Source organism: Pantoea jilinensis (assembly GCF_019104105.1).
Lineage (GTDB): Bacteria > Pseudomonadota > Gammaproteobacteria > Enterobacterales > Enterobacteriaceae > Pantoea > Pantoea eucalypti.
On sequence record NZ_CP077746.1, the window covers coordinates 199,153 to 220,463 of the forward strand.

General features: G+C 54.7%; 13 protein-coding genes, 4 tRNA genes and 3 rRNA genes. 15 read left to right on the forward strand and 5 right to left on the reverse strand.

Annotation, left to right across the window (positions count from 1 at the left end):
* Positions 1-208 precede the first annotated feature (208 nt).
* The 7 genes from KTJ90_RS00925 to KTJ90_RS00955 all read left to right on the forward strand — a co-directional run bounded on the left by KTJ90_RS00925 (position 209) and on the right by KTJ90_RS00955 (position 5,692).
* Positions 209-1,751: ribosomal RNA gene (locus KTJ90_RS00925) — 16S ribosomal RNA — on the forward strand.
* A 73-nt stretch (positions 1,752-1,824) separates the two neighbouring features.
* Positions 1,825-1,901: transfer RNA gene (locus tag KTJ90_RS00930), tRNA-Ile, on the forward strand.
* A gap of 142 nt (positions 1,902-2,043) precedes the next feature.
* A tRNA-Ala gene (locus tag KTJ90_RS00935) sits at positions 2,044-2,119 on the forward strand.
* Positions 2,120-2,327: 208 nt separating this feature from the next.
* Positions 2,328-5,235: ribosomal RNA gene (locus KTJ90_RS00940) — 23S ribosomal RNA — on the forward strand.
* A 94-nt stretch (positions 5,236-5,329) separates the two neighbouring features.
* Positions 5,330-5,445: ribosomal RNA gene (rrf, locus tag KTJ90_RS00945) — 5S ribosomal RNA — on the forward strand.
* The 16S, 23S and 5S rRNA genes sit together here with 4 tRNA genes alongside, the layout of an rRNA operon.
* An 87-nt stretch (positions 5,446-5,532) precedes the next feature.
* Positions 5,533-5,609, forward strand: a tRNA-Asp gene (locus KTJ90_RS00950).
* A 7-nt stretch (positions 5,610-5,616) separates the two neighbouring features.
* Positions 5,617-5,692 (forward strand) — tRNA-Trp (locus KTJ90_RS00955).
* A 118-nt stretch (positions 5,693-5,810) separates the two neighbouring features.
* On the opposite strand, the gene hdfR is transcribed toward KTJ90_RS00955, so the two are convergent.
* Complete coding sequence (hdfR, locus tag KTJ90_RS00960) at positions 5,811-6,644, reverse strand: HTH-type transcriptional regulator HdfR (RefSeq protein WP_008926363.1); 834 nt, start codon at positions 6,642-6,644, stop codon at positions 5,811-5,813.
* 120 nt (positions 6,645-6,764) lie between these two features.
* Between hdfR and KTJ90_RS00965 the strand changes: the two genes are divergently transcribed.
* Positions 6,765-7,103, forward strand: a complete 339-nt coding sequence (locus tag KTJ90_RS00965; protein ID WP_008926362.1) for a MaoP family protein — start codon at positions 6,765-6,767, stop codon at positions 7,101-7,103.
* Between the two features lie 26 nt (positions 7,104-7,129).
* Here the strand turns inward: KTJ90_RS00965 and KTJ90_RS00970 are convergent, their stop codons facing one another.
* Positions 7,130-8,650 (reverse strand): YifB family Mg chelatase-like AAA ATPase, encoded by a 1,521-nt coding sequence (locus KTJ90_RS00970; protein ID WP_182630277.1) that lies wholly within the window; start codon positions 8,648-8,650, stop codon positions 7,130-7,132.
* Positions 8,651-8,980: 330 nt separating this feature from the next.
* Between KTJ90_RS00970 and ilvL the strand changes: the two genes are divergently transcribed.
* The 6 genes from ilvL to ilvA all read left to right on the forward strand — a co-directional run bounded on the left by ilvL (position 8,981) and on the right by ilvA (position 15,541).
* On the forward strand, positions 8,981-9,079 hold the full coding sequence (gene ilvL, locus KTJ90_RS00975) for an ilv operon leader peptide (RefSeq protein WP_072101316.1): 99 nt from the start codon (positions 8,981-8,983) through the stop codon (positions 9,077-9,079).
* 150 nt (positions 9,080-9,229) lie between these two features.
* Entirely contained in the window at positions 9,230-10,876 is a 1,647-nt protein-coding gene (ilvG, locus tag KTJ90_RS00980; RefSeq protein WP_039661108.1) for an acetolactate synthase 2 catalytic subunit, read from the forward strand.
* The gene (ilvM, locus tag KTJ90_RS00985; protein ID WP_008926359.1) at positions 10,873-11,130 is read left to right on the forward strand and encodes an acetolactate synthase 2 small subunit; all 258 of its coding nucleotides are present in this window, start codon (positions 10,873-10,875) and stop codon (positions 11,128-11,130) included. Before ilvG ends, ilvM begins: the two co-directional genes overlap by 4 nt.
* Positions 11,131-11,148: 18 nt before the next feature.
* Positions 11,149-12,078 (forward strand): branched-chain amino acid transaminase, encoded by a 930-nt coding sequence (locus tag KTJ90_RS00990; protein ID WP_008926358.1) that lies wholly within the window; start codon positions 11,149-11,151, stop codon positions 12,076-12,078.
* 62 nt (positions 12,079-12,140) lie between these two features.
* Positions 12,141-13,991, forward strand: a complete 1,851-nt coding sequence (ilvD, locus tag KTJ90_RS00995) for a dihydroxy-acid dehydratase (protein ID WP_008926357.1) — start codon at positions 12,141-12,143, stop codon at positions 13,989-13,991.
* 2 nt (positions 13,992-13,993) lie between these two features.
* Positions 13,994-15,541 (forward strand): threonine ammonia-lyase, encoded by a 1,548-nt coding sequence (ilvA, locus tag KTJ90_RS01000; RefSeq protein ID WP_499025829.1) that lies wholly within the window; start codon positions 13,994-13,996, stop codon positions 15,539-15,541.
* Here the strand turns inward: ilvA and ilvY are convergent, their stop codons facing one another.
* Positions 15,542-16,423: an HTH-type transcriptional activator IlvY gene (gene ilvY, locus KTJ90_RS01005; RefSeq protein ID WP_008926355.1), complete on the reverse strand. Its 882-nt coding sequence runs from the start codon at positions 16,421-16,423 to the stop codon at positions 15,542-15,544.
* Between the two features lie 162 nt (positions 16,424-16,585).
* Between ilvY and ilvC the strand changes: the two genes are divergently transcribed.
* The gene (gene ilvC / locus KTJ90_RS01010; protein WP_008926354.1) at positions 16,586-18,061 is read left to right on the forward strand and encodes a ketol-acid reductoisomerase; all 1,476 of its coding nucleotides are present in this window, start codon (positions 16,586-16,588) and stop codon (positions 18,059-18,061) included.
* 593 nt (positions 18,062-18,654) lie between these two features.
* Here ilvC and KTJ90_RS01015 read toward each other — a convergent pair.
* Positions 18,655-19,986, reverse strand: a complete 1,332-nt coding sequence (locus tag KTJ90_RS01015) for an MFS transporter (RefSeq protein WP_003852017.1) — start codon at positions 19,984-19,986, stop codon at positions 18,655-18,657.
* Between the two features lie 272 nt (positions 19,987-20,258).
* On the reverse strand, positions 20,259-21,278 hold the full coding sequence (yhjD, locus tag KTJ90_RS01020) for an inner membrane protein YhjD (RefSeq protein ID WP_003852018.1): 1,020 nt from the start codon (positions 21,276-21,278) through the stop codon (positions 20,259-20,261).
* Positions 21,279-21,311: the final 33 nt, after the last annotated feature.

Consider the following 21,311-nt stretch of genomic DNA (forward strand, 5'->3'; position numbering starts at 1 on the left):
AAAGCGTAATATACGCAGCCCGCGCCGCAGTAAATCGCGGCATGCTCTTTAACAATTTATCAGACAATCTGTGTGGGCACTCGCAGGATTGATATCAGCGTCTCCGGACGCAAAAAAATATCAAAGCCTCACGAGTGAACACATAATGAAATTCATTATGACGTTTTACAGATGAGCACCGCTTAACTTGTTTAAGCAAATCAAACTTAAATTGAAGAGTTTGATCATGGCTCAGATTGAACGCTGGCGGCAGGCCTAACACATGCAAGTCGGACGGTAGCACAGAGGAGCTTGCTCCTTGGGTGACGAGTGGCGGACGGGTGAGTAATGTCTGGGGATCTGCCCGATAGAGGGGGATAACCACTGGAAACGGTGGCTAATACCGCATAACGTCGCAAGACCAAAGAGGGGGACCTTCGGGCCTCTCACTATCGGATGAACCCAGATGGGATTAGCTAGTAGGCGGGGTAATGGCCCACCTAGGCGACGATCCCTAGCTGGTCTGAGAGGATGACCAGCCACACTGGAACTGAGACACGGTCCAGACTCCTACGGGAGGCAGCAGTGGGGAATATTGCACAATGGGCGCAAGCCTGATGCAGCCATGCCGCGTGTATGAAGAAGGCCTTCGGGTTGTAAAGTACTTTCAGCGGGGAGGAAGGCGATGTGGTTAATAACCGCATCGATTGACGTTACCCGCAGAAGAAGCACCGGCTAACTCCGTGCCAGCAGCCGCGGTAATACGGAGGGTGCAAGCGTTAATCGGAATTACTGGGCGTAAAGCGCACGCAGGCGGTCTGTTAAGTCAGATGTGAAATCCCCGGGCTTAACCTGGGAACTGCATTTGAAACTGGCAGGCTTGAGTCTTGTAGAGGGGGGTAGAATTCCAGGTGTAGCGGTGAAATGCGTAGAGATCTGGAGGAATACCGGTGGCGAAGGCGGCCCCCTGGACAAAGACTGACGCTCAGGTGCGAAAGCGTGGGGAGCAAACAGGATTAGATACCCTGGTAGTCCACGCCGTAAACGATGTCGACTTGGAGGTTGTTCCCTTGAGGAGTGGCTTCCGGAGCTAACGCGTTAAGTCGACCGCCTGGGGAGTACGGCCGCAAGGTTAAAACTCAAATGAATTGACGGGGGCCCGCACAAGCGGTGGAGCATGTGGTTTAATTCGATGCAACGCGAAGAACCTTACCTACTCTTGACATCCAGAGAACTTTCCAGAGATGGATTGGTGCCTTCGGGAACTCTGAGACAGGTGCTGCATGGCTGTCGTCAGCTCGTGTTGTGAAATGTTGGGTTAAGTCCCGCAACGAGCGCAACCCTTATCCTTTGTTGCCAGCGCGTGATGGCGGGAACTCAAAGGAGACTGCCGGTGATAAACCGGAGGAAGGTGGGGATGACGTCAAGTCATCATGGCCCTTACGAGTAGGGCTACACACGTGCTACAATGGCGCATACAAAGAGAAGCGACCTCGCGAGAGCAAGCGGACCTCACAAAGTGCGTCGTAGTCCGGATCGGAGTCTGCAACTCGACTCCGTGAAGTCGGAATCGCTAGTAATCGTGGATCAGAATGCCACGGTGAATACGTTCCCGGGCCTTGTACACACCGCCCGTCACACCATGGGAGTGGGTTGCAAAAGAAGTAGGTAGCTTAACCTTCGGGAGGGCGCTTACCACTTTGTGATTCATGACTGGGGTGAAGTCGTAACAAGGTAACCGTAGGGGAACCTGCGGTTGGATCACCTCCTTACCTGAAGATACCTTCCCGCGCAGTGTCCACACAGATTGTCTGATAAAAAGTAACGAGCAGAAAAAACCTCTACAGGCTTGTAGCTCAGGTGGTTAGAGCGCACCCCTGATAAGGGTGAGGTCGGTGGTTCAAGTCCACTCAGGCCTACCAAATTCGCACTCACGCTGCGTTATGTCTCCGGCTTGCATAGTTCACTATGCTTCGCGGAAACATGCCTTGCCTGAGCACGAATTGCATTTCTCACGAAGTGTACTCGGTTGAGTGGTAGTAGTGGTCTCTGCAGTAACTGTATGGGGCTATAGCTCAGCTGGGAGAGCGCCTGCCTTGCACGCAGGAGGTCAGCGGTTCGATCCCGCTTAGCTCCACCATACCGTTTTAACTGTTTTTTCTGAATACTTCAGAGCGTACCGGCAACGGTGTGCTGCGAAGTATTATGCTCTTTAACAATCCGGAACAAGCTGAAAATTGAAACGACGTGTCGTTTTCATTCTCCGTAATAAGAATGAAAAGCGCGACACGTTCGAGTCTCTCAAATGCTTGCAGCTCGCAGCGTTGTAAAACGCCTGTGGGTTGTGAGGTTAAGCGACTAAGCGTACACGGTGGATGCCCAGGCAGTCAGAGGCGATGAAGGACGTGCTAATCTGCGTAAAGCGACGGTAAGGTGATATGAACCGCTACAGCCGTCGATGTCCGAATGGGGAAACCCGGTGCACTCTGTGCATCATTGCAGCATGAATACATAGTGCTGCAAGGCGAACCGGGGGAACTGAAACATCTAAGTACCCCGAGGAAAAGAAATCAACCGAGATTCCCCCAGTAGCGGCGAGCGAACGGGGAGCAGCCCAGAGCCTGAATCAGCATGTGTGTTAGTGGAAGCGTCTGGAAAGTCGCAGGGTACAGGGTGATACTCCCGTACACAAAAGCGCATATGCTGTGAGCTCGATGAGTAAGGCGGGACACGTGGTATCCTGTCTGAATATGGGGGGACCATCCTCCAAGGCTAAATACTCCTGACTGACCGATAGTGAACCAGTACCGTGAGGGAAAGGCGAAAAGAACCCCGGCGAGGGGAGTGAAACAGAACCTGAAACCGTGTACGTACAAGCAGTGGGAGCCTTCTTTATGGGGGTGACTGCGTACCTTTTGTATAATGGGTCAGCGACTTATATTCTGTAGCAAGGTTAACCGTATAGGGGAGCCGCAGGGAAACCGAGTCTTAACTGGGCGTTAAGTTGCAGGGTATAGACCCGAAACCCGGTGATCTAGCCATGGGCAGGTTGAAGGTTGGGTAACACTAACTGGAGGACCGAACCGACTAATGTTGAAAAATTAGCGGATGACCTGTGGCTGGGGGTGAAAGGCCAATCAAACCGGGAGATAGCTGGTTCTCCCCGAAAGCTATTTAGGTAGCGCCTCGTGAACTCATCTCCGGGGGTAGAGCACTGTTTCGGCTAGGGGGCCATCCCGGCTTACCAACCCGATGCAAACTGCGAATACCGGAGAATGTTATCACGGGAGACACACGGCGGGTGCTAACGTCCGTCGTGAAGAGGGAAACAACCCAGACCGCCAGCTAAGGTCCCAAAGTCATGGTTAAGTGGGAAACGATGTGGGAAGGCACAGACAGCCAGGATGTTGGCTTAGAAGCAGCCATCATTTAAAGAAAGCGTAATAGCTCACTGGTCGAGTCGGCCTGCGCGGAAGATGTAACGGGGCTAAACCATGCACCGAAGCTGCGGCAGCGACACTATGTGTTGTTGGGTAGGGGAGCGTTCTGTAAGCCGTCGAAGGTGTGCTGTGAGGCATGCTGGAGGTATCAGAAGTGCGAATGCTGACATAAGTAACGATAAAGCGGGTGAAAAGCCCGCTCGCCGGAAGACCAAGGGTTCCTGTTCAACGTTAATCGGAGCAGGGTGAGTCGACCCCTAAGGCGAGGCCGAAAGGCGTAGTCGATGGGAAACAGGTTAATATTCCTGTACTCGGTGTTACTGCGAAGGGGGGACGGAGAAGGCTATATCAGCCGGGCGACGGTTGTCCCGGTTTAAGCGTGTAGGCGGAGGGTCCAGGTAAATCCGGTCCCTTATCAACGCTGAGGCGTGACGACGAGGCACTACGGTGCTGAAGTGATAAATGCCCAGCTTCCAGGAAAAGCCTCTAAGCATCAGGTAACACAGAATCGTACCCCAAACCGACACAGGTGGTCAGGTAGAGAATACCAAGGCGCTTGAGAGAACTCGGGTGAAGGAACTAGGCAAAATGGTGCCGTAACTTCGGGAGAAGGCACGCTGGCGCGTAGGTGGAGGGACTTGCTCCCCGAGCCGAAGCCAGTCGAAGATACCAGCTGGCTGCAACTGTTTATTAAAAACACAGCACTGTGCAAACACGAAAGTGGACGTATACGGTGTGACGCCTGCCCGGTGCCGGAAGGTTAATTGATGGGGTTATCCGTAAGGAGAAGCTCTTGATCGAAGCCCCGGTAAACGGCGGCCGTAACTATAACGGTCCTAAGGTAGCGAAATTCCTTGTCGGGTAAGTTCCGACCTGCACGAATGGCGTAATGATGGCCAGGCTGTCTCCACCCGAGACTCAGTGAAATTGAACTCGCTGTGAAGATGCAGTGTACCCGCGGCAAGACGGAAAGACCCCGTGAACCTTTACTACAGCTTGACACTGAACATTGAGCCTTGATGTGTAGGATAGGTGGGAGGCTTTGAAGCGCGGACGCCAGTTCGCGTGGAGCCAACCTTGAAATACCACCCTTTAATGTTTGATGTTCTAACGTAGGCCCGTGATCCGGGCTGCGGACAGTGTCTGGTGGGTAGTTTGACTGGGGCGGTCTCCTCCTAAAGAGTAACGGAGGAGCACGAAGGTCAGCTAATCACGGTCGGACATCGTGAGGTTAGTGCAATGGCATAAGCTGGCTTGACTGCGAGAGTGACGGCTCGAGCAGGTGCGAAAGCAGGTCATAGTGATCCGGTGGTTCTGAATGGAAGGGCCATCGCTCAACGGATAAAAGGTACTCCGGGGATAACAGGCTGATACCGCCCAAGAGTTCATATCGACGGCGGTGTTTGGCACCTCGATGTCGGCTCATCACATCCTGGGGCTGAAGTAGGTCCCAAGGGTACGGCTGTTCGCCGTTTAAAGTGGTACGCGAGCTGGGTTTAGAACGTCGTGAGACAGTTCGGTCCCTATCTGCCGTGGGCGCTGGAGAATTGAGGGGGGTTGCTCCTAGTACGAGAGGACCGGAGTGAACGCACCACTGGTGTTCGGGTTGTCATGCCAATGGCATTGCCCGGTAGCTAAGTGCGGAAAAGATAAGTGCTGAAAGCATCTAAGCACGAAACTTGCCCCGAGATGAGTTCTCCCTGACTCCTTGAGAGTCCTGAAGGGACGTTGAAGACTACGACGTTGATAGGCCGGGTGTGTAAGCGCAGCGATGCGTTGAGCTAACCGGTACTAATGACCCGTGAGGCTTAACCTTACAACGCCAGAGGCGTTTTTGAGAGACACGATTTTCAGCTTGTTACCGGATATATCTGCGCGGCCTTCACGGGCGGCGCGGAGAACAGAATCTGCCTGGCGGCTTTAGCGCGGTGGTCCCACCTGACCCCATGCCGAACTCAGAAGTGAAACGCCGTAGCGCCGATGGTAGTGTGGGGTCTCCCCATGCGAGAGTAGGGAACTGCCAGGCATTAAATTCGTTCCTTTTCCCCTGACAAGGAAAGCAACAGGAACAGACGGTTCTCAGCCGGTTGCTGAGAACCGTGAAAGAATCGGTGGAGCGGTAGTTCAGTTGGTTAGAATACCTGCCTGTCACGCAGGGGGTCGCGGGTTCGAGCCCCGTCCGTTCCGCCACCCTATTAGGGGCGTAGTTCAATTGGTAGAGCACCGGTCTCCAAAACCGGGTGTTGGGGGTTCGAGTCCCTCCGCCCCTGCCAGAAAACGATCCTTTGCTTCGGCAAAGGATTTTTTTTGCCTTTAAAAAAGCAAAAAAGAAAAACCAGCTAACGCTAACTGGCCTCTGATCTTCCCTGCTCACCTCTTTTTCCCGTAAATTCAGCTGTTTTGCCTGACCAGAATCGGGAATTTAAGCAACTGGCGGATGTGTGCCTGCTGATCGCTGTTCTGCAACCAGACAGCATAGAGCGGACGAACGGCAACGGGTGTATCCGGAATCATCATCAACTCACTGTAAACACTTTGCCAGAAGTCCGGCAGAAACGCGCATGCGCCGGTGGTATGCAGCAGTTCACGGGTGACATGCGCTGACGTTGTGGAGAGGACCGGCACATCATCAGCCCCCGAGAGATAGCTCTGATGCTGATGAAAATCAGCTCCCCATTCCAGCTTAATATAATCATATTTCTCACGCTTTTCGCTCTGCCGGGCGCAGAACAGCGCCAGTGAAATATGACCAATCTGCTGACTGGTTAACTCATCCATCTTAGGCGCTTCAGTGGTAATCAACAGATCCAGCTGGCGCTCATGAAGCTGTTTAACCAGCAGATGCCGCTGTGCTACGCGCGCTTCTAAATGCAGGCTCTCCCGATTCTCATACAGCGTCTGTAGCCATGGCGTCAGATAGGCTTCCCATAGAGATGCACTGGCACCAATAGAAAGCTCATGATGCTGCTGAGTATGAGAAACCTCCTTCTTCGCCATCATCCAGGTGCTCATCAGGCTTTCAGCATAGGGAAGCAGTCGCTCTCCTGCCGCTGTCAGACGTATGTTATTGCGATGCCGTGTAAAAAGATTAACGCCAAGCTGATTCTCTAACTGACGGATGCGAAAACTGACAGCAGATTGCGTAAGGTAAAGTGCTTCTGCAGCACGCCCAAAATGACGTGTCCTGCTCACTTCCAGGAAAGTTTTCAGTAATTCCGTATCCACAGCGTTCTCCCAAAAAATGTTTGTCGTATAGATTTAAATGTTTTGTTTTACACTCTGTCAAGCCTATCTAATACTCCGCGCCATTAACAGCACGGCATTAGAAAATCAGGAGCGTGTAACATGGCGGAAAGCTTCTCAACAGAGAATCGTTTCTTTGATAACAAACATTACCCGCGTGGTTTCTCACGCCACGGTGACTTTACTATTAAAGAGGCTCAGCTTCTTGAACGCCACGGTTTTGCCTTTAATGAGCTGGATTTATCAAAGCGTGAGCCTGTAACTGAAGAAGAACGTTTGTTTATTGAAGTGTGTCGTGGCGTGCGTGAGCCGCAAACGGAAGCTGAGCGCGTATGGTCTAAGTATATGACCCGCATTAAGCGTCCTAAGCGTTTTCATACGCTCTCTGGCGGTAAACCGCAGATGGACACCGTTGAAGACTTTACCGACAGCGACGATTAACAGAGAAGGGGCGAAAGCCCCTTTTTTTATTGCAGGCTGTTGTGCAGATGAATCATTAATCGATCTATTGTACGGTAACTGACCGCTTCCTGCAGATGTGACCGGCTAATATCTGTATCCCCCGCGAGATCGGCAACGGTACGCGCCACTTTCAAAATACGCTGCCATGCCCGCACAGACAAACCCAGTTTCTCCAGCACGGACTCCAGCCACTCCGCGTCTTCTTTGGCAGGCTGACACCAGCGCATAATCTCTGCATTGTTTAAATGCGCATTGATCTTGCCTGTACGGGCCAGCTGAATGTTACGTGCCGCGACCACCCGATGACGTACCTGCTCAGACGCTTCCGCTCTGGCGCGCTGACCGCTGAGCATCCCACCCGGCAGTAGCGGCACCTCCAGCGAAAGATCAAAACGATCCAAAAAAGGGCCTGATAGCTTGCTGAGATACCGCAAAACCTGTTGGGGTGAGCAGCGGTTGTGTTGTCCCTGATAATGCCCGGTTGGACTTGGATTCATCGCAGCGATCAGCTGAAACCGTGCCGGATAGGTAACTTTTGCCCGGGCACGGGAAATAGCGATGACGCCCGACTCTAATGGCTCGCGCAGGGAGTCCAGTACCTTGCGATCAAATTCCGGTAACTCATCCAGAAACAGTACGCCATTGTGCGCGAGGGATATCTCACCGGGCCGTGGCAATGATCCGCCACCAATCAAAGCATAGAGAGATGCGCTATGGTGAGGTGACCTGAAAGGCCGCGTGCGCCACTGTCGGTGCAGGGTATTGTTGTTCACCAGGCTGTCGATTGCCGCGCACTCCAGAGCTTCCTGATCGCTAAGAGAAGGCATTATGCCAGGCAGTCGGGTGGCGAGCATGGTTTTACCCGTGCCCGGTGGCCCAATCAGCAGCAGGTTATGACCGCCTGCCGCTGTGATCTCCAGTGCTCTGCGCCCCTGCTCCTGACCAATGACATCAGCGAGATCATCAGCTGGCGTGTCGCCCTGCTGTTCAGGGTATTGGGCCGTCGGTAATGTGAGCGCATTACGCAGAAAGGCGCATACCTCGCTGAGGTGAGAGGCGACCAGCGACAACCCCTGACGGATGAGTCCGGCATCACCCTGATTTTCAACGGAGAGCACCAGCTGCCTTCCCGCCTGTATCGCCACCATAGCCGCTGGAATCGCGCCCTGTACACCGCACACTGCGCCGTCGAGTGCCAGCTCACCCAGAAACTCATAGTGCGTCAGCTTATCGGCAGGAAGCTGCTCAGAGGCGACCAGAATGGCGATCGCCATAGGTAAGTCATACCGCCCGCCCTCTTTGGGTAAATCTGCCGGGGCCAGATTGATGGTGACGCGCTTAGCCGGAAAGGTAAAACCACTGTTGATAATGGCGCTGCGGACCCGCTCACGTGCCTCTTTCACGGTGGTTTCAGGCAAACCCACCAGTGTTAACGCTGGCAGGCCGTTACTGATATGCGCCTCAATGGTCACCAGCGGGGCTTCTACGCCTAATGCTGCCCGGGTCAGAACTTTTGATAATGACATACTCGCTCCTTGTTGCCGCCAGTCTGGTGACAGCGTCAAATGAAAGCGAGGGGATGATCAGCACTGTTCGGGCCATCGTCCAGCTCATCAGCGTTTTTTTCATGCCGTATTGAAACCTTGTGCGACTGCGCGCAAATTCATCAAAACATGATTACGCCACTAAAGTGATGAATAATTATCATCACGTAATTATTTCTTGTAATACAGGTTGATAGGTCGTTATCCAGCGCCAGTGGTTAAAAAAAGTCTGTAAAAAAAGTTGTGCCATAACCCCTGACTATGATAACTCTGTAGGCATTACTTCGAACACGTAAAAGAATTGAACAACACATGAAAGCCCTTCTACAAGTGATTAGCCTGGTCGTGATTAGCGTGGTGGTGGTTATTAACCTACCGTGCGGGGCAACGCTTGGAGAAAGAAAGGCTTAAAAATCAAGCCTCGAATCCGAAAAAACCCCCGCACCGAAAGGTCCGGGGGTTTTTTTTCGACCCGAGTAAATATCAGTAAATCCACAAGGAACAAACAATGAACAGTAGCATAAAATTCTGTTGTTCCGGTCAGGACACAGGAGAATAGCGATGACAGGTGCACAGTGGGTAGTTCAGGCTTTACGCGCGCAGGGGGTTAATACCGTATTTGGTTACCCTGGTGGCGCAATCATGCCGGTATACGACGCGCTCTATGATGGCGGCGTGGAACACCTACTGTGTCGTCATGAGCAGGGCGCAGTGATGGCGGCGATTGGCTATGCCCGCTCAACCGGCAAAACTGGCGTCTGTATCGCCACTTCAGGCCCTGGCGCGACTAACCTGATTACGGGCCTGGCGGATGCCATGATGGATTCGGTTCCGGTTGTGGCAATCACCGGTCAGGTGACCTCTGCCTTCATCGGCACCGATGCTTTCCAGGAGATCGACGTACTGGGACTCTCGCTGGCCTGTACCAAGCACAGCTTCCTGGTCGAGTCGCTGGATGAGCTGCCCGCTATCATGGCGGAAGCCTTTGCGCTGGCGCAGTCGGGTCGTCCGGGTCCGGTGCTGGTTGATATCCCGAAAGACATTCAGATTGCGCAGGGTGAGCCCGCACCGCATCTGGTGCCGGTAGAAGAGGGAAGCGCGCTGCCACATCAGGCAATTCACGAAGCACGTGCACTGATGGCGCAGGCCAGAAAACCCATGCTCTACGTTGGCGGTGGCGTCGGTCTGGCGCAGGCTGTTCCGGCACTGCGTGCGCTGGCAGAAGAAACCGGTATTCCGGCAGTGGCTACCCTGAAAGGCTTAGGCAGTGTGGATCCACGCAGTGAGGTCTATCTGGGCATGCTGGGGATGCACGGCACCAAAGCCGCTAACCTGGCCGTACAGGCATGTGACCTGCTGATCGCGGTCGGTGCGCGCTTCGACGACCGCGTCACCGGCAAGCTGGATACCTTTGCACCCCACGCCAGCGTGATTCATCTCGACATCGATCCCGCTGAGTTAAACAAATTACGTCGCGCACACGTCTCTCTGCAGGGCGACCTCAACGAATTGCTGCCTGCTCTGAGCCAGCCGCTGCATATCAACGCCTGGCGTGATGAGGTGAAAGCGCTTAAAGCCAGTCACTCATGGCGCTATGACCATCCAGGTGAAGCGATCTATGCACCGCTGTTGCTGAAGCAGCTTTCCGATCGCAAACCGGCCAATACTGTTGTGACCACTGACGTTGGTCAGCATCAGATGTGGACGGCACAGCACATGGCATTTAGCGCACCGGAGAACTTCATCACCTCCAGTGGTTTGGGCACGATGGGCTTTGGTTTGCCTGCTGCTATCGGCGCACAGGTCGCACGCCCGGAAGATACGGTTATCTGTGTCTCGGGCGATGGCTCCATCATGATGAACATTCAGGAACTGGGCACCATCAAGCGCGGCAAGCTGCCGGTTAAAATCGTACTGATGGATAACCAGCGTCTGGGCATGGTGCGCCAGTGGCAGCAGCTCTTTTTTGACGGTCGCTACAGCGAAACCAATCTGTCCGATAATCCCGACTTCCTCACGCTGGCCAGCGCGTTCAACATTCCTGGCCAGCGCATTACCCGTAAAGATCAGGTCGACGCCGCCCTTGATGCTCTGCTGAACAGCGAAGGTCCTTACTTCCTGCATGTTGCAATAGATGAGCATGAAAACGTCTGGCCACTGGTACCGCCGGGTGCCAGCAATGCAAACATGATGGAGAAAACCGTATGAACCAGCATCAATTGTCTATCGAAGCCCGTTTCCGCCCTGAAATATTAGAGCGCATTTTACGCGTCGTGCGTCACCGCGGTTTTCAGGTCTGTTCTATGAACATGGCCTCAGTCGCTAACGCAGAAAACATTAATATTGAAATGACCGTTGCCAGCCAGCGCTCCGTCGATTTACTGTCTTCGCAGTTAAGTAAATTGATCGACGTTGCATGCGTTCAGATTCAACAACAGACAACACAACAAATCCGCGCGTAGCCGCGAGAGGAAATAACAATGAGCACGAAGAAAGCAGACTTTATTTGGTTCAATGGCGAGATGGTTAAGTGGGAAGATGCGAAGGTCAGCGTCATGTCTCACGCGTTGCACTACGGTACGTCGGTATTTGAAGGCGTGCGTTGCTACGACTCTCACAAAGGACCGGTTGTGTTCCGTCATCGCGAACACATGCAACGTCTGCACGACTCCGCCAAAATCTACCGCTTCCCGATTAAAAGCAGCGTTGATGAGCTGATGGAAGCGTGCCGCGAAGTCATCCGCCTGAACAAACTGAAAAGTGCTTATATCCGTCCGCTGGCCTTTGTTGGCGATGTGGGCCTGGGCGTGAACCCGCCAGACGGCTTCACCACCGATGTGATCATTGCTGCCTTCCCGTGGGGCGCATACCTGGGCGCAGAAGCGCTGGAAAACGGCATCGATGCGATGGTCTCCTCATGGAACCGCGTTGCGCCAAATACCCTGCCAACCGCCGCGAAAGCGGGTGGTAACTACCTCTCCTCACTGCTGGTGGGCAGCGAAGCCCGTCGTCACGGTTATCAGGAAGGTATCGCGCTGGACACCAATGGCCTGATTTCAGAAGGTGCTGGCGAGAACCTGTTTGAAGTTAAAGATGGTGTGCTGTTTACGCCGCCATTCACCTCCTCTGCACTGCCAGGTATCACCCGCGATGCCATCATCACGCTGGCGCGCGATATGGGCATTGAAGTGCGTGAGCAGACGCTGTCGCGTGAGTCGCTCTATCTGGCTGACGAAGTCTTTATGTCTGGCACCGCCGCAGAAATCACGCCGGTACGCAGCGTGGATCGCATTCAGGTGGGCGAAGGCAAACGTGGCCCGGTCACCAAACGCATCCAGGAGGCCTTCTTTGGTCTGTTCACTGGCGAAACAGAAGACAAATGGGGCTGGTTAGATCCGGTTAACCCATAATCAGATACAGCGCGGGCGTCATCTGACGTCCGCGAGCTTATTCTTACTGGAGTAAATAGAGCATGCCTAAGTACCGTTCCGCCACTACCACCCACGGCCGCAATATGGCAGGTGCCCGTGCCTTATGGCGCGCGACAGGAATGACCGACGACGATTTCGGCAAGCCGATTATCGCTGTGGTTAACTCATTCACCCAATTTGTCCCTGGCCACGTTCACCTCCGCGACCTGGGTAAACTCGTCGCTGAGCAGATTGAAGCGTCAGGTGGTGTGGCTAAAGAGTTCAACACCATCGCGGTGGATGACGGTATTGCCATGGGTCATGGCGGCATGCTGTATTCACTGCCTTCGCGCGAACTGATTGCCGACTCGGTCGAGTACATGGTCAACGCGCACTGCGCAGACGCCATGGTCTGCATCTCTAACTGCGATAAAATCACGCCGGGAATGCTGATGGCGTCACTGCGCCTGAATATTCCGGTGATCTTTGTTTCCGGTGGACCGATGGAAGCGGGTAAAACCAAGCTTTCTGACAAAATCATCAAGCTGGATCTGGTGGATGCGATGATTCAGGGTGCCAACCCGAACGTCAGCGATGCCGACAGCGATCAGATCGAACGCTCTGCCTGCCCGACCTGTGGCTCCTGCTCCGGTATGTTCACCGCCAACTCGATGAACTGTCTGACCGAAGCTCTGGGCCTGTCGCAGCCTGGCAACGGATCACTGCTGGCCACGCACGCCGATCGCAAAGAGCTGTTCATCAATGCCGGTAAGCGCATCGTCAGTCTGACCAAGCGCTACTACGAGCAGGATGACGTCAACATGCTGCCACGTAACATCGCTAACAAGGCCGCTTTCGAGAACGCCATGATGCTGGATATCGCCATGGGCGGTTCCACCAACACCGTATTGCACCTGCTGGCGGCGGCACAGGAAGGCGACATCGACTTTAATATCTCCGACATCGATCGCCTGTCACGTAAAGTGCCTCAGCTTTGTAAAGTCGCGCCAAGTACCCCGAAATATCACATGGAAGATGTGCATCGCGCGGGTGGGGTTTTTGCGATTCTGGGCGAGCTGGATCGCGCAGGCCTGTTCGACAGCAGCGCCCGTAATATTCTGCAGCAGACGATGCGTGAAACGCTGGATCAGTACGACATCATGCTGACCAAAGATCAGGCGGTGAAAGATATGTTCCGCGCTGGCCCGGCAGGCATCCGTACTACCCAGGCGTTCTCACAGAACTGCCGCTGGGACACGCTGGATGATGATCGTGCCGAAGGCTGTATTCGCACCCGCGAAAACGCTTACTCGCAGGATGGCGGTCTGGCCGTGCTTTACGGCAACATCGCCGAAGATGGCTGTATCGTTAAAACGGCGGGCGTAGACAAAGAGATCCTGACCTTCACGGGTCCGGCTAAAGTCTATGAAAGCCAGGATGACGCGGTAGAAGCGATTCTGGGCGGCAAAGTTGTGGCAGGCGACGTGGTCGTCATCCGCTACGAAGGACCAAAAGGCGGGCCGGGCATGCAGGAAATGCTCTATCCGACCACCTATCTGAAATCGATGGGCCTGGGCAAAAGCTGCGCACTGATCACCGACGGTCGGTTCTCCGGCGGTACGTCGGGCCTCTCTATCGGCCACGCTTCGCCGGAAGCGGCTAACGGCGGCACCATTGCGCTGGTCAAAGATGGCGATACCATTGAAATCGATATCCCTAATCGCGGCATCAAACTCGCTGTGCCGGATAACGAACTGCACGCCCGCCGTGAAGAGCAGCAGGCACGTGGCGATGCGGCCTATACGCCGGTCAATCGTCAGCGTGAAGTCTCCTTTGCGCTGCGTGCTTACGCATTACTCGCGACCAGTGCTGACAAAGGCGCCGTCCGCGATAAGAGCAAGCTGGGAGGCTAAAAATGGCCGAGTCTCAACCGCTACCTGACGCGCCTGGCGGCGCCGAATATTTGCGCGCAGTGCTGCGTTCACCGGTGTATGAAGTGGCACAGGTGACGCCGCTGCAGGTTATGGAAAAAATTTCAGCGCGTCTCGGCAACACCATTCTGGTGAAGCGGGAAGATCGCCAGCCGGTGCACAGTTTCAAGGTGCGCGGTGCTTACGCGATGATTGCCGGTCTGAACGAAGAGCAGAAAGCGCGCGGCGTGGTGACGGCGTCAGCCGGTAACCATGCGCAGGGCGTGGCACTCTCCGCGACGAAACTGGGCATCAAGTCACTGATTGTGATGCCGCTGGCGACCGCAGACATCAAGGTTGATGCAGTGCGCGCATTTGGCGGTGAGGCTTTACTGTTTGGTGCCAACTTTGATGAGGCGAAAGCCAAAGCGATAGAGCTCGCTGAACAGCGCGGCTACACCTTCGTGCCGCCGTTTGACCATCCGGCTGTCATTGCCGGACAGGGCACGCTGGCGATGGAGCTGTTGCAGCAGGATGCGCACCTTGACCGGGTCTTTGTCCCGGTTGGCGGCGGCGGTCTGGCCGCCGGCGTGGCTGTGCTGATCAAGCAGCTGATGCCGCAAATCAAAGTGATTGCGGTGGAGTCAGAAGATTCAGCCTGCCTGAAAGCCGCACTGGAAGCGGGTCATCCGGTCGATCTGCCGCGCGTCGGGCTGTTTGCCGAAGGCGTCGCGGTCAAACGGATTGGCAGCGAGACCTTCCGGCTCTGTCAGGCTTACATTGATGACATTATCACCGTCGATAGCGATGCGATTTGCGCGGCGATGAAAGATCTGTTCGAAGATGTTCGTGCCGTGGCGGAGCCGTCTGGCGCGCTGGCGCTGGCGGGCATGAAAAAGTATATCCAGCAGCACGAGATCAAAGGCGAGCGGCTGGCGCATGTGTTATCAGGTGCCAACGTCAACTTCCACGGCCTGCGTTACGTCTCCGAGCGTTGTGAGCTGGGCGAGCAGCGTGAAGCGCTGCTGGCCGTCACCATCCCGGAACAGCAGGGCAGCTTCCTGCGCTTCTGTCAGACGCTGGGCGGACGTTCCATTACCGAGTTCAACTATCGCTACGCGGATGCGGACAAAGCCTGCATCTTTGTTGGCGTGCGTCTGACCCGTGGCGTAGAGGAGCGTAGCGAAATCATCAGCGAGCTCACCAGCGGCGGTTATCAGGTGGTCGATCTTTCAGATGATGAGATGGCGAAACTGCACGTGCGCTACATGGTGGGCGGACGTCCCTCCAAGCCGCTGCGTGAACGGCTCTTCAGCTTTGAATTCCCGGAGGCACCTGGCGCGTTGCTGAAGTTCCTGCAGACGCTGGGCACTCACTGGAATATCTCGCTGTTTCACTACCGCAGCCACGGCACCGACTATGGTCGTGTGCTGGCGGCTTTTGAACTCGGCAGCGATGAGCCACGTTTCGAGGAGCATCTCACCGACCTGGGTTACGACTTTCATGACGAAAGCCAGAACCCGGCGTTCCGCTTCTTCCTGTCAGGCAACTGATTACAGCTGACTCCAGAAAGCACTGATCAGCGGCTCTCCGAGCCGCTTTTTTTGCACGCAAATGCCGAGCTCGAACGGTGCAACCGAGTCAATATTCTCCAGTAACAGCACGCGGTTACGCACCGGGTCCGGGCTGTTCTCCAGCACCACATCCGGCAACAGTGCAATACCGCAGCCCAGCGCCACCATCGAGACAATCGCCTCATGACCCGATACGGTGGCGTAAATCACCGGATTCGGGATGCGCTGACGGCGGAACCAGAGGTCGATACGCCGTCGTGCAGGTCCCTGCACCGGCAGGATAAACGGAATTTTTGACCAGTCGGGCTGCGGCTGTGTGGCCTGAGTGCGAACAGCACAGGGCAGTGCAGGCGCAATCAGCACCAGCGGGATCAGCCCCAGTGGCATAAAATCAATGCTGGCGGGCAGAGTTTCAGGCCGTCCGGCAATCGCCAGATCGGCATCGCCGGAGTGCACTTTTTCCACCGCATCCGCGGCATCGCCGGTATCCAGTTTGATTTCGACCTGCGGATGTTCAGCGCGAAAGCGGTCAAGGATGGGCGGCAGATGACTGTAGGCCGCCGTCACAGAACAGAACAGTCGTAGTTCGCCGCTGAGTGACGGGCCGTTAAGATCCATCACATGGCGCAGTTGCTGATACTGCAACAGCGTCTGCTGGGCAAACTGGCGCAGGCGTTCGCCCGCTTCCGTCAGCGTCACGGTTCGGTTATCACGCAGAAACAGCGCATGGCCGACATCTTCTTCAAGCCGCTGGATCTGGCGTGACAGGGTGGAAGGGCTGACGTGCATCGCACGCGCAGTGCGCCCGAAGTGGCAGCTTTCTGCCAGATGAAGAAACAGTTTCAGATCCCGTAAATCCATGTGCGCGTCGCCTCTGAGTGGTGTTGCATTTATTGCAATGTGACGTTGTTAATATATCAATTTAAGCAACAGAATTCCTGTCATATGATGGGGTCATTCGCGGCGCTGCACGATTCGCCGTTCCTGAACAAAAAAAGCAAACACAACCTTACTGGAGTACCCATGGCTAACTATTTCAACACATTGAACCTGCGCAACCAGCTGGCGCAATTAGGCAAATGCCGCTTCATGGCACGTGATGAATTCGCGGATGGTGCCAGTTTCCTGAAAGGCAAAAAAGTCGTTATCGTTGGCTGTGGTGCGCAGGGCCTGAACCAGGGTCTGAACATGCGCGATTCCGGTCTGGACGTTGCTTATGCACTGCGTGCTGAAGCGATTGCGGAAAAACGCCCTTCATGGCGCAAAGCGACCGATAACGGTTTCAAAGTGGGTACTTACGAAGAGCTGATCCCGCAGGCTGACCTGGTGGTTAACCTGACGCCAGACAAGCAGCACTCTGCTGTAGTTCAGGCTGTTCAGCCGCTGATGAAAGATGGCGCTGCACTGGGCTACTCACACGGTTTCAATATCGTTGAAGTGGGCGAAAGCATCCGTAAAGACATCACTGTTGTGATGGTGGCGCCGAAGTGCCCGGGTACTGAAGTGCGTGAAGAGTACAAACGTGGCTTTGGTGTGCCGACGCTGATCGCGGTTCACCCTGAAAACGATCCAAAAGGCGAAGGCATGGCGATTGCTAAAGCCTGGGCTGCAGCCACCGGCGGCGATCGCGCTGGCGTGCTGGAATCCTCCTTCGTTGCAGAAGTGAAATCTGACCTGATGGGTGAGCAGACTATCCTGTGTGGCATGTTGCAGGCGGGTTCACTGCTCTGCTTCGACAAGCTGGTGGCTGAAGGTACCGATCCGGCTTACGCAGAAAAACTGATTCAGTTCGGCTGGGAAACCATCACCGAGTCACTGAAGTTTGGTGGCATCACCCTGATGATGGATCGTCTTTCTAACCCGGCGAAACTGCGCGCCTATGCGCTGTCAGAGCAGCTGAAAACCATCATGGCGCCGCTGTTCCAGAAGCACATGGATGACATCATCTCTGGTGAATTCTCTTCCGGTATGATGGCTGACTGGGCAAATGATGACAAAAACCTGCTGACCTGGCGTGAAGAGACCGGCCAGACCGCGTTCGAAACCGCCGCACAGTATGAAGGCAAAATCGAAGAGCAGGAGTACTACGACAAAGGTGTTGTGATGGTAGCGATGGTGAAAGCGGGCGTTGAGCTTGCGTTTGAAACCATGGTAGACGCTGGCATCATTGAAGAGTCTGCTTACTACGAATCACTGCATGAGCTGCCGCTGATTGCGAACACCATCGCCCGTAAGCGTCTGTATGAAATGAACGTGGTTATCTCTGATACTGCCGAATATGGTAACTACCTGTTCTCCTTCGCCGCGGTGCCGCTGCTGAAAGAGTTCATGACCACGCTGCAGCCAGGCGATCTGGGTAAAGCGGTTGAAGGGACTCAGGTTGATAACGCGCAGCTGCGTGACGTCAACGAAGCCGTTCGCCAGCACCCGATTGAAACCGTTGGCCGCAAACTGCGTGGCTACATGACCGACATGAAGCGCATCGCTGTCGCGGGCTAATCAACCTCATCACAATTTTCAGCAAAACAAACCCCGGCTCGCCGGGGTTTTTTGTTTGGGAACACTGCCTGGAAGGTTCGCTGTAGGAACGGAGCCTGCACTGCCTGCTTCGCTGTAAGATCGAGCCGGCACAGGCAATACGGTCAGATCGGAAAGACGCAAAACCCGCCATCCCTGGCATGCTCGGCCCGCGCCGTCCCTGGCGCGGGACGCTTTCCTCCTCTGCCCGTGTTGCCAGTGCCCTCAAGCTTCTTCATTGCTGCAAGAATCACCCTGCCTCATTAGCACTATGCAAGATCTTCAAACAGACAGCTAACCTGCTTCAGGCGATGGGAGCATACGCCTGTAGCAAAGCATCACGGGCCAGGGACAAAAACGGCGGGAGCGTTTTTGAATGACGCAATGCGTGGCCGCGCTGAGCCCGCCAGGGATGGCGGGTTTTGCGTCTTTGCGAAAGGCGTATGCTCCCTGAGCCTGGCGCCTGAACATAAGGCGATGCTTTGTTTAGCCTTTCAGAACGGTTGTACTCTGTAAGCCTGCGCCAAAAAAAAACCCGGCATCTGCCGGGTTTCACTGACATTCATCCAACCGGATTACACGTCATAAAGCGTCTGGTGACGCGTCTCTTTACAGGCCAGCAACGCGATCAGCGTCAGTACTGCCATTGACGCCAGATACAGCCCCACCGCCTGCAAACCATAATGGGCATTTAGCCAGGTCGCAATATAAGGCGCAACGGAGGCACCCAGAATCGAGGAGAGGTTATAGGAGAACGATGCGCCGGTATAACGCACTTCAGTCGGGAACAGCTCCGGCAGCAGCGCGCCCATCGGGCCAAACGTCAGCCCCATAATGCTCAGACCCAGCAGCAGAAACGCCATCACCAGCGCCTGTGAACCTGAACCAAGCATTGCCGGGAACAGGAACGAAAACCCGATAATCATCAGCGTAATGGTAATCATCGTCTTGCGACGACCAAAACGGTCAGCCAGCAAACCAGCAATCGGTACCATCACCCCAAAGCCAATCACCGCCAGCATCAGCATCCACAGCATACTGTTACGCGGAATGCCCAGACCCGCCGGTGCTGCCGTGGTGCCATAACTCATCGAATAGACGGTCATGATATAGAACAGCGTATAGGTCGCCAGCATGATAAAAGTGCCGAGAATCGTGGCGGTCAGATGCTTGCTCAGCAGCGCCGCAATCGGCACCCGAACCTGCTTCTTCTCTTTCTGCACTTTGGCAAACACCGGACTCTCATGCAGCGAAACGCGCACATACAGACCAACCAGCACCAGCACGGCAGAGAGAATAAACGGCACGCGCCAGCCCCACTGCATAAACTGCTCGTCGGTCAGCAGCCATGAAAGCAGCAGGAAAGTCCCGTTAGCGAAGAAAAAGCCAATCGGCGCACCCAACTGAGGGAACGAACCGTAAAGCGCACGCTTCTTCGCTGGCGCATTTTCCGTCGCCAGCAGCGCCGCACCACCCCATTCTCCACCCAGCCCCAGTCCCTGACCAAAACGCGCCAGCGCCAGCAGCAGCGGCGCCATCACGCCAATCGTCTCATAGCTGGGTAGCAGACCAATCACCACGGTGGAAATACCCATGGTCAGCAGCGAGGCAACCAGCGTGGCTTTACGCCCGACGCGATCGCCAAAGTGACCAAACACCGCTGAGCCAATCGGACGCGCGATAAAGGCGATAGCGAAAGTGGCCAGCGACTGTAGCGTTGCGACCGTGGCATCACCCTGCGGGAAGAAAATGTGCGGGAAAACAATTACCGCAGCCGTGGCATAAATATAAAAGTCGAAGAATTCGATGGCCGTACCGACCAGCGAGGCAATCACCACTTTACTGCGTGAGTTAACCGGCGTGGGATCCTGCTGTTTGTCGAGTGTGTCTGTGAGGGAGGCTTGCATAACTGTTTCTTATTTGTAAATACAGATAAAGAATCTTACGCATCTGCCAGGGCGCATTCAATGATGAAAACCCGCGCCGCGTCTGGCTTCAGAGGGCAAAAAGAGGATAATTTCTGTGGTGCTGTGAATACCGGGTGATACCGGGGTAAACCGGACGATATATGGCGGGATACTCTAAGAAAGGGCTAAATAAAAGTGACCCCTCAGCTATTCATCCTGTTATCTGATTAAAAAATAGCCGAGGGGAAATATTTTCCGCTGTTGTTAACGGATTACGATGATTTGTGTCGTGACGCGCTGCCCGCTTCAGGCATCTGTGGGTCGTCTTTATATTTGGCAGTGGCGATCCACGCTGCACAGAACAGCGTCAGACGAGCGAAGAAGTAGAAGAATGCCATCAGGCCGAGCACTGAACCAAAGGCGGCACCGGAAGGCGAGGTCGCCATCTTCGGCAGTGTCAGCGTCATCACAAACTTAATCACCTCAAAGCCGATTGCCGCCAGCAGTGTCCCGCGGAACAACGCTTTCTTACGTGGCTTATGACGTGGCAGAATCCAGAAAATCCACAGGAAAAGCAGATAGTTCGCCATAACGGAAATCGAGGTGGCGATAATGGTCAGCGCAGGCCGCAACCAGTCAATGCCATCCAGGCCCAGAGCACTGACGATAGAGGCCTGCGCAGAGCCGGCTACCGAGGTCAGCGACAGCGTAATCACCAGCGCCAGCATCAGACCCGCCAGCGACAGCAGATCGCGAATATAACGCTTCCAGATCTTCTCCTTGTCATCCGGTTTGCGTTCCCATACGTCGCGCGACTGGGCACGAATCGCTTCACGCAGGTTACCCATCCAGTTAAGGCCGGAGTAGAGCGCCAGCAGTAAACCGGTAATCCCCACGGTGGCACGCTGCTGAATCGCGGTATTCACAGTATTTTTCAGCGTGGTTGCCAGTGTCGGGTCGCTGATGCTGCTGACGATTTTGTTGATGATATCGGTCAGCAAATCCGGATTCGATGCCAGCACAAAACCCACGGCGGCGAACGACACCATCAGAATGGGAATCAGCGATAAAAACGAAAAATAGGTAATCGCCGCGCCAAACTGGCTGCCGAGCCGATCGTTAAAGCGGTCAAGGGCGCGAATGAAATGCGCCACCGCCGGAATAGCCTGAAACCAGGTGGCGAAACGCGACACGCGAACAATAGATTCGTCTACGGTGTGGTTGCCGGTTTTAATATCGATAAGCGGCTTTTGTGGCTGCAAATCCTGCGGATTTTCCTGCTTGTCTGTCATAGACCTTCACTGTCCTGTTTATCATTAAAATCA

What these genes read in the sequence shown, in the direction of transcription:
- KTJ90_RS00965 (WP_008926362.1), top strand. Translation starts at nt 6,765, where the DNA reads ATGGCGGAAAGCTTCTCAACAGAGAATCGTTTCTTTGATAACAAACAT.
- KTJ90_RS00970 (WP_182630277.1), bottom strand. Translation starts at nt 8,650, where the DNA reads ATGTCATTATCAAAAGTTCTGACCCGGGCAGCATTAGGCGTAGAAGCC.
- ilvL (WP_072101316.1), top strand. Translation starts at nt 8,981, where the DNA reads ATGAAAGCCCTTCTACAAGTGATTAGCCTGGTCGTGATTAGCGTGGTG.
- ilvG (WP_039661108.1), top strand. Translation starts at nt 9,230, where the DNA reads ATGACAGGTGCACAGTGGGTAGTTCAGGCTTTACGCGCGCAGGGGGTT.
- ilvM (WP_008926359.1), top strand. Translation starts at nt 10,873, where the DNA reads ATGAACCAGCATCAATTGTCTATCGAAGCCCGTTTCCGCCCTGAAATA.
- KTJ90_RS00990 (WP_008926358.1), top strand. Translation starts at nt 11,149, where the DNA reads ATGAGCACGAAGAAAGCAGACTTTATTTGGTTCAATGGCGAGATGGTT.
- ilvD (WP_008926357.1), top strand. Translation starts at nt 12,141, where the DNA reads ATGCCTAAGTACCGTTCCGCCACTACCACCCACGGCCGCAATATGGCA.
- ilvA (WP_499025829.1), top strand. Translation starts at nt 13,994, where the DNA reads ATGGCCGAGTCTCAACCGCTACCTGACGCGCCTGGCGGCGCCGAATAT.
- ilvY (WP_008926355.1), bottom strand. Translation starts at nt 16,423, where the DNA reads ATGGATTTACGGGATCTGAAACTGTTTCTTCATCTGGCAGAAAGCTGC.
- ilvC (WP_008926354.1), top strand. Translation starts at nt 16,586, where the DNA reads ATGGCTAACTATTTCAACACATTGAACCTGCGCAACCAGCTGGCGCAA.
- KTJ90_RS01015 (WP_003852017.1), bottom strand. Translation starts at nt 19,986, where the DNA reads ATGCAAGCCTCCCTCACAGACACACTCGACAAACAGCAGGATCCCACG.
- yhjD (WP_003852018.1), bottom strand. Translation starts at nt 21,278, where the DNA reads ATGACAGACAAGCAGGAAAATCCGCAGGATTTGCAGCCACAAAAGCCG.